General features: G+C 74.7%; 14 protein-coding genes. 3 read left to right on the top strand and 11 right to left on the bottom strand.

Annotated features, from left to right (window positions below; all coding sequences use genetic code 11):
• Nucleotides 1–8: 8 nt before the first annotated feature.
• Nucleotides 9–1,322 (bottom strand): YeeE/YedE family protein, encoded by a 1,314-nt coding sequence (locus tag FH609_RS01635; RefSeq protein WP_139665613.1) that lies wholly within the window; start codon nt 1,320–1,322, stop codon nt 9–11.
• Nucleotides 1,323–1,689: 367 nt separating this feature from the next.
• Here FH609_RS01635 and FH609_RS01640 point away from each other — a divergent pair, with 367 nt between their 5' ends.
• Nucleotides 1,690–2,313 carry a hypothetical protein gene (locus tag FH609_RS01640; protein ID WP_139665612.1) on the top strand — a complete coding sequence of 208 codons (624 nt, stop codon included), beginning with the start codon at nt 1,690–1,692 and terminating at the stop codon, nt 2,311–2,313.
• Nucleotides 2,314–2,423: 110 nt separating this feature from the next.
• Entirely contained in the window at nt 2,424–2,873 is a 450-nt protein-coding gene (locus tag FH609_RS01645; RefSeq protein ID WP_139665611.1) for a DUF1992 domain-containing protein, read from the top strand.
• Here FH609_RS01645 and FH609_RS01650 read toward each other — a convergent pair.
• The gene (locus FH609_RS01650) at nt 2,850–3,236 is read right to left on the bottom strand and encodes a MerR family transcriptional regulator (protein ID WP_139665610.1); all 387 of its coding nucleotides are present in this window, start codon (nt 3,234–3,236) and stop codon (nt 2,850–2,852) included. The two genes, FH609_RS01645 and FH609_RS01650, sit on opposite strands and share 24 nt — an antisense overlap.
• Nucleotides 3,237–3,313: 77 nt before the next feature.
• On the opposite strand from FH609_RS01650, the gene FH609_RS01655 reads away from it, so the two are divergent.
• Nucleotides 3,314–3,934 (top strand): RBBP9/YdeN family alpha/beta hydrolase, encoded by a 621-nt coding sequence (locus FH609_RS01655; protein ID WP_139665609.1) that lies wholly within the window; start codon nt 3,314–3,316, stop codon nt 3,932–3,934.
• Here the strand turns inward: FH609_RS01655 and FH609_RS01660 are convergent.
• The 9 genes from FH609_RS01660 to FH609_RS01700 form a co-directional block, all read right to left on the bottom strand.
• On the bottom strand, nt 3,906–4,901 hold the full coding sequence (locus tag FH609_RS01660; protein WP_139665608.1) for a hypothetical protein: 996 nt from the start codon (nt 4,899–4,901) through the stop codon (nt 3,906–3,908). The two genes, FH609_RS01655 and FH609_RS01660, sit on opposite strands and share 29 nt — an antisense overlap.
• Nucleotides 4,891–6,102 carry a hypothetical protein gene (locus tag FH609_RS01665; RefSeq protein ID WP_139665607.1) on the bottom strand — a complete coding sequence of 404 codons (1,212 nt, stop codon included), beginning with the start codon at nt 6,100–6,102 and terminating at the stop codon, nt 4,891–4,893. The genes FH609_RS01660 and FH609_RS01665 overlap by 11 nt, the downstream gene beginning before the upstream one ends.
• 107 nt (nt 6,103–6,209) lie before the next feature.
• The gene (locus tag FH609_RS01670) at nt 6,210–7,037 is read right to left on the bottom strand and encodes a hypothetical protein (protein WP_139707819.1); all 828 of its coding nucleotides are present in this window, start codon (nt 7,035–7,037) and stop codon (nt 6,210–6,212) included.
• 52 nt (nt 7,038–7,089) lie between these two features.
• Nucleotides 7,090–7,929, bottom strand: coding sequence for an LAETG motif-containing sortase-dependent surface protein (locus tag FH609_RS01675; protein ID WP_139665605.1), 840 nt, complete (start codon nt 7,927–7,929; stop codon nt 7,090–7,092).
• Nucleotides 7,930–8,062: 133 nt separating this feature from the next.
• A complete protein-coding gene (locus tag FH609_RS01680) occupies nt 8,063–9,379 on the bottom strand; it encodes an NAD(P)/FAD-dependent oxidoreductase (protein ID WP_139665604.1) in 1,317 nt (438 codons plus the stop codon).
• Nucleotides 9,376–10,875 (bottom strand): NAD(P)/FAD-dependent oxidoreductase, encoded by a 1,500-nt coding sequence (locus tag FH609_RS01685; protein WP_139665603.1) that lies wholly within the window; start codon nt 10,873–10,875, stop codon nt 9,376–9,378. Before FH609_RS01685 ends, FH609_RS01680 begins: the two co-directional genes overlap by 4 nt.
• Nucleotides 10,876–10,964: 89 nt before the next feature.
• Nucleotides 10,965–12,389: an FGGY family carbohydrate kinase gene (locus tag FH609_RS01690; RefSeq protein ID WP_139665602.1), complete on the bottom strand. Its 1,425-nt coding sequence runs from the start codon at nt 12,387–12,389 to the stop codon at nt 10,965–10,967.
• On the bottom strand, nt 12,386–13,957 hold the full coding sequence (locus FH609_RS01695; protein ID WP_139665601.1) for an APC family permease: 1,572 nt from the start codon (nt 13,955–13,957) through the stop codon (nt 12,386–12,388). Before FH609_RS01695 ends, FH609_RS01690 begins: the two co-directional genes overlap by 4 nt.
• Before the next feature lie 45 nt (nt 13,958–14,002).
• Nucleotides 14,003–14,776 (bottom strand): DeoR/GlpR family DNA-binding transcription regulator, encoded by a 774-nt coding sequence (locus FH609_RS01700; protein ID WP_139665600.1) that lies wholly within the window; start codon nt 14,774–14,776, stop codon nt 14,003–14,005.
• Between the last annotated feature and the right edge of the window lie 195 nt (nt 14,777–14,971).

Below are 14,971 nucleotides of genomic sequence, written 5' to 3' on the forward strand. Positions count from 1 at the left end.
CCGCCGGCTCAGCAGACGCCGTCGCTGGGCTTGGGGTTGGCCAGCCCGAACAGCGGGCGCAGCTTCAGCCCGGCGTAGGTGCCCAACAGCGCGGTCAGGCCCCAGATCCAGCCGTGCAGGCTGCCGGAGGCGATCCCCGCGAGGTAGGCGCCGATGTTGCAGCCGCCGGCCAGCCGCGCGCCGATGCCCATCAGCACGCCGCCGAGGACGGCGGCGACGCCGGTCCGCCACGGCACGCCCCGGTGCAGCGCCCAGGTCCCGCCGAGCGAGGCGGCGATCGCCGCGCCCACCATGATCCCGATGTCGGTGAGGCTGTTCTTGTCGGCGAGGACCGAGCCGGCCAACATGTCGGCGTTCCCCGGCTGTTGCCAGAAGCTCCAGTTCTCCGGCTGCCCGCCGAGCGCCCCCACCAGCTCGCTGCCCCACAGCGCGAACGCGCTGGTCACGCCCCAGGGGCCGCCCGAGACCAGCAGCACGCCCGCGCCCAGCACCGCCAGCGCAACGGCGCCGGCCGCCAGCGGCCAGGAGCCGCGCAGCGCGCGCCGCGCCACGCCCCGCGCGGTCGGCACCGCGCCGGTGGGCGGCGGGGTGCGGCGCCGCTGGACGAGGCGGGTCAGGCCGTAGATCCCGGCCAGCGCCAGGATGGTGATGCCCCAGGAGCCGAACCAGCCGACATGGTCGGAGAGGACCACCGGGTCGAGCGCCGGCAGGTCGTTCCAGAGGTCGAACTGCCAGGCGGCCAGCGTCGATCCGAGGATGAACCCGCCCAGCGTCAGCACGATCGAGGTCTGGCCGCTGCCCACGGCGAAGAGCGTGCCGGAGGCGCAGGCGCCGCCGAGCTGCATCCCGATGGCGAAGACGAACGCGCCGACCAGCAGGCCGACGCCCAACGAGCCGGCGGAGGGCGCGGGTTCGGAGCCGAAGAGGCCGGTGCCGGTGCCGATGATCAGCGCGAAGAGGGTGGCGGTGGTGCCGAGCAGCAGGGTGTGGGCGCGCAGTCCGGCGCCGTTGCCGACGGCTATCAGCTGCCGCCAGGCGGAGGTGAAGCCGAACCGCGAGTGGAACAGCGCGAAGCCGAGGCCCAGGCCGAGCAGCAGCAGGACGCCCGGCTTGGCGCCGTGCCGGGCGAAGACATAGGCGTCGAGCGCGGCGCCGATCAGCAGCGCGCCGGCCAGCGGGCCGCGCCGCACCGGCGGCGCCTCGGGCGCCTCGGGCGGCGGCACCCGGGTGGGCGCGGGCGCCAGCCAGGAGACGGCCGGCTTCGCCGACCCGCGAGCCGAGGACGAATCGGACGGCGAGGGGGGAGGTGACACGGTGGTCATGGGTGAACTCCAACGGAACGAACGGGCCCGGGGACCAGGGGGAGGGACCGCCCCAAGCGGCGCGGCCGTCGGCGGCCGGGCCGGGGGAGGGGAGCGGAATCCGTCAGCGGCGACAGAGGCCGTCGTCGACACAGCAGGCCGAGCCCGCGAAGAGCGCGAGGCAGAGGAAGCGGCCTGGTGCGAACATGCGCGCCATCCTAAATGTCCCCCCTGCCCGGTGGTACCCCCGGGGCACCTTTGCGCCCATCGCTGGCCGCGCGGGACGCGCGGTCTCCGCGCTGTGCGGAGCGTTGACTAAACCGGTTAACGAGACCATGCTGGCCGGCGGCGAGGGCTAGTCGTGTACATGCAAAGGAGCACTGTGCCCATGAAGAGACAACTCACGCTGCTCGCGGCCATCACCGTGGCCGCCGCCGGCGCCGTCCTGCCCGCCGGGCAGGCGAACGGGGCGGAGCGCCAGGCGGCCGCGGAGGAGGTCGGCGCGCTCGCCTGTCCCTCGGGGATGGAGTGCGGCTCGTACGACATCCCCGGGCTCGGCGCGCGCAAGCAGCAGGTCACCGGCGCGGGCGCGGACAGCCAGGACCTCGCCGTCGCCATGCTGGAGACCGACGGCATGAGCACCGACTACCCCTACGGCGACAACAAGACCGGCGACGCCGCCAACTTCGGGATCTTCAAGCAGAACTGGCACATGCTGCGCAACGCCTGCGGCAGGTTCCAGGGCCAGGGGGCCGACTCCTGGAACAACGGCGCCGCGCTCAACAGCGACCTCGCCGCCGACGTCGCCTGCCTCAACCAGAGCCAGGCGCACTACGGCATCGACCGCTGGTTCGCCGGTCACCGCAACGGGGAGTCGGGCCTCAACAACCCCAACACCCCCGACATCCAGGCCTACCGAACGGCCATCAACTGGATTCAGGAGCAGCTCACCAGCGACCCGGCCAACCTCAGCAACGACACCAGGTTCTGGGTCTCCGTCCCGCCGATCTGATCCGTGCCCCGGGCGCCCTTCGAGCGCCGCCCCGCCCCCGCCCCCTGCCCCGAGCCAGGGCGGGACGGGGGCGGCGTGCGAGACTGGCGGCAGAGCTTCGGGAGGCGCTGATGACCGAGCGGAAGCCGGCGGGGCTGAGCTTCGAGTCCTGGGTGGACAAGCAGATCAGGGAGGCCGAGGAGCGCGGCGCGTTCCGCGACCTGCCGGGCGCGGGCAAGCCGTTGCCGCACGCCTCCCAGCCCTATGACGAGCTGTGGTGGGTGCGCGAGAAGATGGCCAGGGAGCACCTCTCGGCCCTGCCGCCCAGCCTGGCGCTCCGCAGGGAGGCCGAGGACGCGCACGCGGCGGCGCTGGCCGCGCCCACCGAGCGGGCGGTGCGGCGGATTCTCGCGGAGATCAACGAGCGGATCAGGCGGGGCCTGCGCGGCCCGTTGGAGGGCCCGCCGCTCAACCTGGTGCCGTTCGACGAGGAGGCCGTCGTCGCCGAGTGGCGGGCGGCGGTCGCGGCCCGGCTGCGTGAGAACGCGTCCCCACGGTCAGCGGGCAACGGGCGCGGCTGAAACGCCCGGTCCGGGCGGAGCCCCGGCCAGCGCGGCCAACCGCCGCCGGGTCTCGGCGAGTTCGGCCTGCCGGACCTCGATGCGCCGGGCCAGGGCGTCCAGCTCGGCCCGCAGCCCGGGGCACATCTCCAGCGAGACGCCTCGCTCGCCGTCGCGGGCGCAGTCCAGGTACCGCCGGATGGTCGCGGTGCCGAGGCCCGCGGAGATCATCGCCCTGATCCGGGCCACCCGGGCGACATCGTCCGAGGCGTAGCGCCGGTACCCGTTCCCGTCGCGCGCCGGGACCAGCAGCCCCCGGTCCTCGTAGTGACGCAGCGCCCGCGCGCTCACGCCGGCCAGCTCCGCGAGTTCCCCGATCCGCACCGCCGCTGCTCCCCTCCGTGTCTCGGGCCGTGGGCCCTTGACCTTCACGCCGGCGTGAGGCCGTACCATCCGACGGCATGACACCTGGAACAACCGTGCGCCGCGCCGCGATCATCCATGGGCTTGGGGCGAGCCCCGACGACCACTGGTTCGGCTGGCTGGCCGAGCGGCTGGCGGCGGACGGCGTGCCGACCGCCGTCCCGGCCCTTCCCGACCCGGACGCCCCGGACCCGGCGCGGTGGGCCGAGGTGCTGCGGGCCGAGGTGGGCGTCCCCGACGCGCACACGGTCGTCGTCGCGCACAGCCTGGGCTGCCTGACCGTGCTGCGGCACCTGCGGTCGCTCCCTGGCCCCTGGCGGCTGGGCACCCTGGTGCTGGTCGCGGGCTTCGTGGACCGGCTGCCCGCGCTCCCGGAGTTGGACCCGTTCATCGGCGAGGGCCCCGAGGTGGCCGGGCTCGCCGAGCGCGTGGACCGGCTCGCGGTGCTGCGGTCCGACGCGGACCCGCTGGTGCCGGCCGGCCACACGGACCGGCTGGCCAGGTTGCTCGGCAGCTCCGCCCGGGTGGTTCCGGGGGCCGGCCACTTCCTCGCCTCCGACGGCGTGATCTCGCTGCCCGAGGCGTACGAGGCCGTCGCCGCGCCCCGTTCGCCGGACCGGGACGCGGACCTCAACGCCGCAGGTGCTCCGGGCAGCTGACCGGCTGGCCCACGGGCGCATCGAACTCCTCCAGCGCCCGCGCGTAGTCCTCGCCCGTGCCCCGCACCCGCTCGGCGCTGAACTCCGGGCCGGGGCCGCACCCCTGGGGCGAGAACCAGACCACCGGGTAGTCGGCGGCGTCCCGGCGGGGCGCGGTGATCTCGAACGGGGCGCCGTCGGGCCCGTCGATGCGGGTGGTGTGGGCGGCGCCGGCCACCTCGTACTCGACGCGGTAGGTCCAGCGGCAGTGGCCCTGGTCCGCGCGGGCGGTGATGCGGAACGCGACGGACTCGTTGCGGTCCAGCGTGACGTGTTGGGCGGTCGGGCCGGTGAAGTAGGGGCCGGTGTCCTCGCCGGTGTCGGTCGAGCCGTGCAGGCGGGCGCCCGGCTGGTCGATGTCGACCTGGAGTTGCACCACCGGGCCGCCGCCCTCGGGCGCGGTCAGCAGCAGCGGGCCGGTCAGGGGCTCGCCGCAGCGGCCGTTCTCCAGCTCGGGCACGATGTCGGTGATCCGCACCTGCTGCTGGGCCCGGCCCTCCAGGGTGATGATCCAGGAGCCCCAGCCGACGTCGATCAGGTCCAACTCCCGTGGCCAGTTCGGGTCTTCGAGGGCCGCATCGATCTCGGAGACGGTGGCGTCCCGCGCCATCCAGGTGCCGATCTCCCGCTCGGAGCGCACGGTGACCACGTCGATGGCTTCGCCGGCGGCGACCCGGTCGGGCACCCGGTCCAGCGGCAGCAGCGCGCCCAGGGTGGAGCCCAACACGTCCTGGAACGTCGTGGTGGCCACCACCAGCACCACGGCGAGCAGCCAGTTGAGGGGCGAGTTGAGCAGCCGGCGCAGCCGCGAGGGCTCCGGCTCGGGCGCCGGCGGGCGCGCGCCCCGGCGCACGCTGCTCCGGGTCAGCGCCCGCCCGGGGCGCACCCGGGGGCGCCGCGCGCCGCCCGGCCTGCGGTCAGTCGACATCGGCCCGCTCCCTCGCACTCTCCACCGGCCGGGCGTCCCGTGAGACGGCAACGGAGCCGCCCGCCCGGTGCCGTTCCCACGCCAGCAGCGCGGCGCCGGGCAGCCAGCCCCACAGCAGCGCGAACCTGACCGCCTCCAGCAGCGTCGTGCCCGGCGGGCTCCCGCCGTCCAGCGCCGTCAGCCACAGGTGGTCGGCCACCGACGCCACGGCGGCGGCCACCGTGGTCGCCGCCCAGCCCAGCGCCACCACCGCGCCCGCGCCGGCCGGCCTCGGCCGCCAGCGCAGCCGGTACACCAGCCAGCCCAGCAGCACCAGGAAGACCAGCGCCACCGTGAGCGTCGCCAGCCAGGCGGCCGGCCGCTCCCGTTCCAGCGGGCGCAGCCGCAGCGCCGGGTAGAGCGCCCCTGACCAGCGTTCGGTGAACGAGGGCGGCGACCGGTCGTAGAACGCCGGGTCGATGAACGGGCCCTCGGAGCGGAAGGGTTCGACCGCGCCGTGCCCGAGCACCCGGCCGCCGGCCAGCGCCAGCAGCAGCATCGGCCCGACCGCGACCAGCGCCGCGTCCCGCCGCTCGCGCCGGCCCGGCGGCGGCAGCGGCGCCGCCAGCCCGCGCGCGGGCCGGCCGAGCGTCGCCCGGACGAGCAGCGGCAGCGGCTTCAGGTCGGCGTGGTGGCGCAGTTGGGGCAGGCGGCGCAGCGTCCACAGCACGCAGGACAGCAGGCGCCACTCCAGCCAGACCGCCAGCAGCGTCACGGCGACCCAGGGCGCGAACGCCGTGGCCTCGCCGTAGGAGTGGACGGTGCCCAGGATGTCGTCCACGTCGCCCCAGGTGGGCGGCCCGGACCAGGTGCGGCGTTCCAGCACCACGTCGGTGAGGTCGCTGACCGCGCCGGCCAGCAGGGCGGCGCCGACCACCAGCAGCACGCCGCGCGCGGTGGGCCCGCGCCGGGGCGAGGACCGCAGCACGGCGTACCCCAGGCCGACGAACAGCAGCAGGAAGACGAGCTGCGGCACCCAGTGTTCGACGGCGCCGCTCTCGACCACGGTGAACGCGTCGAGGTCGAGGCCGGCCAGGCTCAGCTTCAACCTGCGGCCCTCGGCGGCGAGTTGGTGCTGTGCCCAGAAGAGCGTGCCGAACGGCAGGCAGGCGGTCAGCACCACCAGCGCACTCGCCGTTCGCCCGGGTGGTCCCCAGCGCACTCCGGTCACCCCCCGCCGTCTGACCCGGAGTCAGGATAGAGCGAACGGCGAGGGCCGCGCCCCGCTTTGGATGAGCGGGGCGCGGCCCAGGGGGTCCTGCCGGTTGGTCAGGCCAGGTTGCGGTGGGCGATGAGGAGGGCGCCGGCTCCGGCGACGAGGGCGGCTCCGCCGATGCCGGCGGCGATGGGGAGGGCGTGGGAGCCGCCGGTTTCGGCGAGTTCGGCGTCGTCGTCCGAACCGCCCTGTGGGGCGGGGGCGTTGGGCTCCTCGGAGGGTTCGCCGGGCTGGGGCTCCTCGGAGGGCTGGCCGGGCTCCTCCGGGTCGGGCTCGCCGGGCGCCTCGTCGCCCTCGGGCACCAGCGCCCACTCGGCCTCGACGCTGTCCCGCACGCACAGCGTCTCGTCCTCGGCGTCGTAGTAGCGGATGCTGGCCCAGCTCTCGAACCAGCCGGGCCGGTCCTGCTCGGCGCGGGTGCGGATCTGCACGTCGGCGGAGTCGCCGGGGGCGAGCTGGTCGATCACCCCGAAGTGGCCGTCGGCGGCGTCGCTCTCGAACGGCACGTCGCGCCACTCGCCGTCCACGAACCACTGGATCTGGAACGGGAACGGCTCGTCGGAGCCGTCGGCCGCGTTGTACCAGCCCTCCAGCTTGGTGTAGATGGTGTCGACCGGCTCGTCGCCGCCGTTCTCGACGGTGTACAGGAACTCGGTCCACGCGGTGGGCGAGGCGTGGTCCTCGGGGACGTCCTGGAGCCAGACGGCGACGTCCTCGGAGTCCACCGTGTCCTCGCAGTACGGCAGTTCGCCGATCGGGCCGACCGGCTCGATCGGCACGCCGGCCGCCTGGGCGGCGGGCGCCGTGGCCAGCAACAGGGCGGGCAGGGACACGGCACCGACGGTCAGGGCGGCGAGGGCACGGCGCTGGGAACGCTTCACGGGATGGGTCACTCTCTTTTCGGTGGAAGGACTTCGGCCGACGGACTTCGGCTCAGGCGGCCGTGCGGCTGCGGCGGGCGATGAGGAGGGCGCCGGCTCCGGCGACGAGGGCGGCTCCGCCGATGCCGGCGGCGACGGGGAGGGCGTTCGAGCCGCCGGTCTCGGCGAGTTCGGCGTCGTCGTCCGAACCGCCCTGTGGGGCGGGGGCGTTGGGCTCCTCGGAGGGTTCGCCGGGCTGGGGCTCCTCGGAGGGCTGGCCGGGCTCCTCCGGGTCGGGCTCGCCGGGTGCCTCCGCGTCCTCCGGCACCAGGGCCCACTGGGCCTCGACGCCGTTGGAGAAGTGGCAGACGCTGGTGGTCTCCGGGTCGTAGCCCCTGGCATAGGCGGTCGCGGTCACCCAGCCGGTCCGGTCCTCCAGGGCGCGGGTGCGGATCGGCACCTCGGCGGAGTCGCCCGGGGCCAGCTCGTCGACCATTCCGAAGTGGCCGTCGGCGGCGTCGGACTCCCACTGGAGCTCGCGCCACTCGCCGTTGTACTGCCACTCCATCTCGTAGCCGAACCCGTCCTCCCCGCCGTCGGCCGCCTCGTACCAGGTGGCGGCGCGCAGGAAGACCGGGACGAGGGGCTCCGCACCGGTGTTGACGACCTCGTAGGTGAACTCGGTCCAGTCGGTCGGCGCGGCCTGCCGCTCGGGTACGCCGGTCAGGGAGACGGCCAGCGACTCCTCCTCGGCGTCCGTCTGGCACCACGGCAACTCGTCGAGCGGCGCCGGCTCGACGGGCGCCTGGTCGGCGAGGGCGGGGGATGCCGCGAACAGCAGCCCGGGGGCGACGACCGCGCCGACCACGGTGGCCGCCGCGACCCGGCGTCCGGTGGAACGTCTACGACTCATGAACTCTCCTCGTGCCTCGGGCCGTTCGGAATATCCGGCCCGACACACGTTCGACGGACGTTCCCCCGTCAAGGTTGCCCCCGCAGTGTCACGAGCGTGTCACGAGCCCGTCACCGAGGACGGGGGCAACCGTTCACCGCACGCTCACCCGCACCGGGCCGCCGTGGAGATCGACGTCGCGCAGCACCGAGGACGGAATCCGCAGCACCCGGCCCGGGGCCGCCGGCCAGGGCAGGGTGCGGCGGGCGACGACCCGGCCGTCCTGCCGCACGGTCACCCGGGGCACCCGGACGAACGCGTCGGTCCACAGCAGCAGTCGGTTGCGCGCCGGGGCCGGCGAGTCGGGCCGCAGCAGGCTGGGCGCGATCCAGCGCAGCGGCGCCTCGGCGAGGATCGGCACGCCCTCGCCGGTGCCGGGGCGCCCGTCGGCGGCCAGCCAGCGCAGCACCTGTTCCGTCACATGCGCTCCGTCGAGCGCGGCGATGTCCGCCGTGTCCACGGGGTGCAGCAGGTTGCCGACCGCGAAGACGCCCGGCCGGCTGGTCCGCAGCGCCGGGTCGACGCGCGGGCCCAGGGTGTGCGGGTCGAGGTCGATCCCGGCGGACCTGACCAGCTCGTGGTCGGGAATCCAGTCCCCGGTGAAGACCACGGTGTCGCACGCGACGGTCCGCCGCCGTCCGGTGTCCAGGTGCTCGATCTCGACGGCGCTCACCCGCCCCTTCCCGATGATCCGGGTGACCCGGGCGCGGGTGGCGACCGGCACGCCGAGCACGGTGCGGCCGGGAACGGTGAACGCGGCGTAGGACTCGGCCTTCGGGTAGCGGCTGACCATCAGCGCGGTGCGGCAGCCCGCCTCGCGCAGCGTCAACACCGCCGACCAGCTGACGAGTTCGCCGCCCACCACCACGGCGCGCTCGCCGACCGTGCCGTGGTGCAGGTGCACGATGTTCTGCAACTGGCCGGTGGTCAGCACGCCCTGCGGCCGGTCGCCGGGGACGCGCCGCGCGGTGCGCGGGCGTTCCCGCGCGCCGGTGGCCAGCACCACGGCCCCGGCGGCGACCTCGTATCGGCCCTCGGGGCTGGTGACCTCGACGGTCCGCTCGCCGGACCAGCCGGTGACCATGGCGCGGGTGCGGATCTCGGCGCCGGCCTCGGCGGCGCGCGCCACCAGCGTCCGGGCGTAGGACGGGCCCGACAGCATCCGCCGTAGGTCGCGCAGGCCGTAGCCGGGGTGGTCGCTGTGCCGGGGGATGCCGCCGGCGTCGGCCTCCCGGTCCAGGACCAGGACCCGGCCGGCGACCCGGGGCGCCAGCCGGGCGGCGGCGGTGAGCCCGGCGGGGCCGCCGCCGACGATCAGCACATCGACCGTCTCGCGCCGGGGAGTTGCCGCTCCGGCGGGTCCGGCGGGGCCGGCAGCTCCGTTGGCTCCGGTGGGTTCGGTGCTGCTCATGCCGTGGTGTCCTGTCGCTCGCTCGGGGTGGACGTGCTCGCCCCTTCGTCCCGTGGGGCCCGCCCGGTCTCGTCGGCCAGCAGCCGGCCGACCTCGGCGCCGCAGAAGAAGCCCTGGCAGCGGCCGTTCATCGCGCGGGTGCGGCGGCGCAGGCCCTCCAGGGTGCGGGCGGGCAGCGTGGCGTGGCAGGCGTCCCTGATCTCGCCCGCCGTGACCCGCTCGCAGAAGCAGACCACGGTGCCGTAGGCGGGGTCGGCGGCGATCCGGGCCGCGTCCTGGTAGGGGCGGGGGGCGGCCTCGCCGATGTTGGCCATCCGGGGCGGCTCCGGCAGGTCGTCGCGCGCCACCAGCGGCAGCCCGGCCTCGGCGAGGAGTCCGGCGGCGTGTTCGGCGATCGCCATCCCGGCGGTCAGCCCGGTGGAACGGATGCCCCCCACCAGCAGATAGCGCTGCCCCGGGGTGGCCTCGACGAGGTAGTCGCCGTGTTCGGTCGCGGCCCGCAGCCCGGCGTAGCTGGCGGTGACCTCCTCGGCCAGCAGCCGGGGCATCAGCCGCTCGCCCTTGCCCAGCAGGAACGCGAAGCCGTCCTCCGAGGTGCCGGTGGCGGCCCTGTCGTTCAGGTCCTCGGAGGTGGGGCCCAGCATCACGTTGCCGTAGATGGTGGGGGAGATGAGCACGCCCTTGCCGCGCGAGGTCGGCACGGGCAGCACGATCCGGTCGGCCAGCGGCCTGGCCAGCTTGTCGAAGACGAACAGCTCGCCCCGGCGCGGCGTGACGGTGAACCGCCGGTGCCCGAAGAGCCCGTCGATCACATCCGCGCCGAGTCCGGCCGCGTTGACCACCCAACGGGCCCGCACCGGGCCGCCGTTGGTGGTGAGCGTGGTGTGCTCCTCGCCCACGGCGACCTCGGTGACGGCGTGGCCGAGCAGCACCGTGGTGCCGCGCCGCGCGGCGTCGGTCGCCAGCGCCAGGTTGGTGGTCCAGGTGCAGATGATCGACTCGTCGGGCACGGTGAGCCCGCCGAGCACGCCCTCGCCGAGCGCGGGCAGTTGGGCGTACACCTCGTCGGGGCCGATCAGCCGGCAGCCGCGGTAGCCGTTGGCCTCGGCCTTCTCCGCAAGGCCGGGCAGGGCGGCCAGCTCCTCCTCGTTCCAGGCGACCAGCACGGCGCCGGTGCGCTCCACGGGGATGCCGGTCCGCTCGGCGTAGTCGCCCAGCAGGGCGTAGCCCCGGGCGACGAGGCGGGATTCCAGGGTGCCGGGCTTGGCGTCGAAGCCGGTGTGCAGGATCGCGGTGTTGGCCTTGCTGGTGCCGTCGCCGACGTCGTCGCGCGCCTCGACCAGGGCCACCGACAGCCGGTGCCCCGACAGTTCGCGGGCGATGGCGGCGCCGACGATGCCGGCGCCGATGACCGCGACGTCGAACACCTCCCCGGTGTCGAAGGCGTCGGGGACGCCGGGGTCGCCGGGGTTCCTGCTGGCTGAGGTGGGGTCCATGGCGGGTGCTTCCTTGTCTTTCTCAGGTGGGGTCGGGCGCGGTCGGTCAACGGCCGGCCCGGCGGCGGTCGTTCACCGGGCGGGCCGCCTCATCCGCCGGGCAGGCCCAGTTCGGCGGCGCGGCGCCAGCGGTCGCGGAAGGCGGCGGCGCGGTCGGGGGACCAGGCCGGCTCGTAGACCGTGCTCGGGCGCCAGTCGCCGACCGCCTCGGCGAGCGGGAGGCCGGGCCGGAGCGCCACCCTGGCCAGCGCCGCCGCGCCCAGCGGCGTCGCGTGCCCCGACGGGTAGACGTCGACGGGCAGTTGGGCCAGGTCGGCCTGCGCCTGCATCAGGGCGCGGCTGTGGGTGAGCCCGCCGTCGGCGCGCAGCCGGCTCAGCGGCGCGCCCAGGTCGTCGGCGACCAGCCGGCACACCTCGGCGACCTGCGCCGCCACGCCCTCCAGCACCGCCCGGACCAGCTGGCCGCGCCCGGTGGCCAGCGTCATGCCGGTGAGGCTCGCGGTGGCGTCCGGGCGCCACCAGGGCGCGGCGAGCCCGGCGAGCGCCGGCACGCAGAGGACGCCCCCGGCGTCCGGCGCGGCCACCGCGTCCAGCTCGCCCGGCGCGGACAGCAGCCCCGAATCAGTCAGCCAACGGATCGCGGAGGCCGCCGTGTAGACCTGCCCGTCGACGCAGTAGGCGGTCTCGCCGCCGGCCCGCCAGGCGACGGAGGAGGTCAGCCCGGAGCGCGAACGGACCGCCCGTGTCCCGGTGTTGGCCAGCAGGAACGCCCCGGTGCCGAAGGTGCACTTGGCGCTGCCCGGCGTCAGGCAGCCCTCGGCGACCAGCGCGGCCTGCTGGTCCACGACCAGCCCGGCCACCGGCAGCCGGCCGCCGAACGCCTCGGTGGTGCCGACGATCTCGTCGCAGTCCACCAGCCTCGGCAGCCGTTCCCCGGCCAGCCCGAACAGCTCCAGCAGCTCGCCGTCCCAGGTCAACGTGTCCACATCCAGCAGCAGGGAGCGGCTGGCGGTGGTCACATCCGTGACGAACGCGCCGGTCAGCCGGTGGACCAGCCAGGTGTCGGTGGTGGTGACCACGCCCTCGCGGGTGCGGTGGCGGCGCAGCCAGGCCATCTTGGGCGCGGAGAAGTACGGGTCGAGGACCAGTCCGGTGCGGCGCGCCACCAGCTCGGCGTGGTCGGCGAGTTCGGCGCAGACCGACTCGGCCCTGCGGTCCTGCCAGACCAGGGCGTCGGTCAGCGGCTCGCCGCTGTCCGGGTCCCAGGCCAGCACGGTCTCGCCCTGGTTGGCGAGGGCCACCGCGTCGACCGGCCGCCCGGCCTCCGCCAGCGCGCGCCGCCCGGCGGTCAGCACCGAGTCGAGCAGTTCGTCGGGGTCCTGCTCGACGCGGCCGCCGTCGAGGTAGCGGGGCCGCACCGGCTCCTCGGCGACGGCCAGCGCCGTGCCGTCCTCGGCGACCACGATCGCCTTGGTGCCGGAGGTGCCCTGGTCGATGGCGAGGACGGTGCTCATCGGTCACCGCCGACGCCGGCGGGACGCCCGTCGTCCGACGCCTCCGGCGCATCGGGGGACTCGTCCAACTCCCGGTCGATGTCCCGCATCTCGGGCATCGACAGGCCGGCCCGGCCCCGGGTGGCCAGCAGGTAGAGGAAGTAGACCGCGCCGATCGCGAAGAGCAGCAGGACATACAGCCACGGGTTGCGGAACGAGGCGTCGCGGAACAGCAGCAGCTCGTAGCCGAGCCAGACGGAGGCGACCACGATCACCGGCAGCTCCCAGCGGCCCAGCGTGAAGCCCTGGCTGGGCGGCAGCGAGCGGCGCTTGGCGATGTACATCACCACGGTGCTGGCGTAGATGATCGCCGGCAGCAGGGTGGCGGCCGAGAACAGCTCGAAGAGCGCGTCCGTGGAGCCGGAGAAGCCCAGCAGCACGGCCTGCGCGACGACCAGCATGAAGATCGACGCGTTGAGCGGGGTGCCGCGCCGCCGGTTGACCCGGCGCAGCGCACGCCAGCCGGGGAAGCGCTCGTCGCGGGACATCGCCCAGACCAGCCGGGTGCCGGAGAGGGTGATCACCAGCCCGCAGGAGAAGATCGACAGCACCACCAGGACCAGCAGCATCTTGCCCACGACCGAGCCGAGCACCGCCGTGATCACGGTGGCCACCGGGGTGTCGGAGGCGGCCAGTTCGGCCGGGTCGCCGGCGAGCGCGGTGATGGCGATCAGGAAGAGGAAGCCCAGCACGCCCAGCGAGAGGACCGCCTGGGCCATCGCCTTGGGGATCACGCGGGCCGGCTCCTTGGTCTCCTCGGCGAGGTTGGCCGCCGACTCGAAGCCGACGATGGTGAACGCGCCCAGCAGGAAGGCCAGCGCGAACGGGCCGGCGTGGGTCATGTCGCCCAACGCGTAGTAGCCCGCCGACTCCGCCGGGGCCGACTCGAAGAGGGTGCCGAAGTCCAGCTTGCCGGTGACCGCGCCGACCACGAAGAGCAACACGGTCAGCGAGACCATCCCGATCAGCTGGACGGTGACGGCCACGTTGTTGACCCGGTGGGTGGCCCGGGTGGAGGCGGCGACCAGCACCGCCTGGAGCAGGATTACCACGGCGGTGATGAACCAGGCGTTCTGCGCGGTGCCCTGGTAGCGGAACAGCTCGGGCAGGATCGTGGAGGCGATGGTGTAGTCGACCGCGACCACCACCACGCCCAGGAACGCGAACGATATCCAGCCCATGATCCAGCCCCAGACGGGGCCGACGATCCGGGAGACCCACTGGTAGGCGTAGCCGCTGATGGGGATGCGGGCGGCGAGCGCGCCGAAGATCAGCGCCACCGCGAGCTGCCCGACCACCACGATCGGCCAGGCCCAGATGCCGCGCGGGCCTGAGGTGTTGAGGACCGAGCCGTAGGCGGTGAAGATTCCGGTCGCGATCGAGACAAAGCCGAAGGCGATCGAGAAGGACGCGTACCAGCCCAGTTCGCGGGCCATCTCCTGCCGGTAGCCGGCCTGGCCCGGGGAGGTGGCGGTGGTCGGGGACGAGGGCCGGGGGTCGGCGCCGTCCCGGTGTGTCACGTGGTCCATGGGGGGTGTTGCCTTTCAAGCGGATGGAGAGGGGGGAGGCGCGGATCAGGGCGTGATCACGGCGCCGCCCGCCCGGCCGACGGCCTCGGCCAGCGCCTGGTCCCCCACCAGGTCGGTGACCACCCCGGCGCAACCGTCGAGATCGCAGACCCGGTGGGGCGCGATCCGACCGTGCTTGCTCGCGTCGGCCAGGACATAGGTGCGAGCGCTTCGGCGGAGTATCGCCGTTTTTGTGGCGATTTCGTCGTAGTGGAAGTCCGTCACCCCGGCCTCGGCGGTCACGCCGCCGGAGCCGATGAAGGCGAGGTCGGCGTTGAGGCCGTCGAAGAACGCGACCGCGCCCGGGCCCGAGCAGGCCAGGTCGCCGCCGCGCACCCGGCCGCCGGGAATCAGCACCTCGACCCCGGGCCGCCCGGCCAACTCGCCGGCCACCAGCAGCGAGGCGGTGGCGACCAGGCCACGGAAGTCGACCGGCAGCGCGCGGGCCACCTGAACCGCCGTGGTCCCCAGGTCGATCACCACCGTCATGCCGGAGCTGACCAGCCCGGCCGCCGCCCGGCCTATCGCCGCCTTCGCCTCGACGCCGGCCCGCGCCCGTTCGTCGAACGGGGCCTCCTCGCCGGTCAGTCCGCGCGCGACGGACAGCGCGGCCGCGCCGCCGTGCACCCGGCTCAGCGCCCCTCGGCCCTCCAGCTGCGCCAGGTCCCGCCGCACGGTCTCCGCCGAGACCCCCAACTCGGCGGCGAGCGCCTCGGTGCTGAGCGTCCCGGCCTGGTTGACGGCTGCGGTGATCCGCCGGTGACGCTCGGCTGGCAGCATGTCGGCCCCCTGGATGACCGGCCCTGTGGATGACCGGAGCTGTGGATTGATGACTGAACTTAGCCGAGAGTGTGGACTTCTGCCCGAGTCGCGTCAACCCCCTTGGGAAAAGTGACAGAAGAGGGTCGAGGCGATGACGGCTTGTGATCGCATCCGGGGGCGCGCACGCCTCGGCCCCCGCCGTCGGGCAGACGG

It is taken from the genome of Streptomyces sp. 3MP-14 (assembly GCF_006334905.2).
GTDB lineage: Bacteria > Actinomycetota > Actinomycetes > Streptomycetales > Streptomycetaceae > Streptomyces > Streptomyces triticirhizae.

Excerpts from the sequence above, each read along its gene's own strand:
- FH609_RS01635 (WP_139665613.1), bottom strand. The coding sequence starts at position 1,322 with ATGACCACCGTGTCACCTCCCCCCTCGCCGTCCGATTCGTCCTCGGCT.
- FH609_RS01640 (WP_139665612.1), top strand. The coding sequence starts at position 1,690 with ATGAAGAGACAACTCACGCTGCTCGCGGCCATCACCGTGGCCGCCGCC.
- FH609_RS01645 (WP_139665611.1), top strand. The coding sequence starts at position 2,424 with ATGACCGAGCGGAAGCCGGCGGGGCTGAGCTTCGAGTCCTGGGTGGAC.
- FH609_RS01655 (WP_139665609.1), top strand. The coding sequence starts at position 3,314 with ATGACACCTGGAACAACCGTGCGCCGCGCCGCGATCATCCATGGGCTT.
- FH609_RS01660 (WP_139665608.1), bottom strand. The coding sequence starts at position 4,901 with ATGTCGACTGACCGCAGGCCGGGCGGCGCGCGGCGCCCCCGGGTGCGC.
- FH609_RS01675 (WP_139665605.1), bottom strand. The coding sequence starts at position 7,929 with ATGAGTCGTAGACGTTCCACCGGACGCCGGGTCGCGGCGGCCACCGTG.
- FH609_RS01680 (WP_139665604.1), bottom strand. The coding sequence starts at position 9,379 with ATGAGCAGCACCGAACCCACCGGAGCCAACGGAGCTGCCGGCCCCGCC.
- FH609_RS01685 (WP_139665603.1), bottom strand. The coding sequence starts at position 10,875 with ATGGACCCCACCTCAGCCAGCAGGAACCCCGGCGACCCCGGCGTCCCC.
- FH609_RS01690 (WP_139665602.1), bottom strand. The coding sequence starts at position 12,389 with ATGAGCACCGTCCTCGCCATCGACCAGGGCACCTCCGGCACCAAGGCG.
- FH609_RS01695 (WP_139665601.1), bottom strand. The coding sequence starts at position 13,957 with ATGGACCACGTGACACACCGGGACGGCGCCGACCCCCGGCCCTCGTCC.
- FH609_RS01700 (WP_139665600.1), bottom strand. The coding sequence starts at position 14,776 with ATGCTGCCAGCCGAGCGTCACCGGCGGATCACCGCAGCCGTCAACCAG.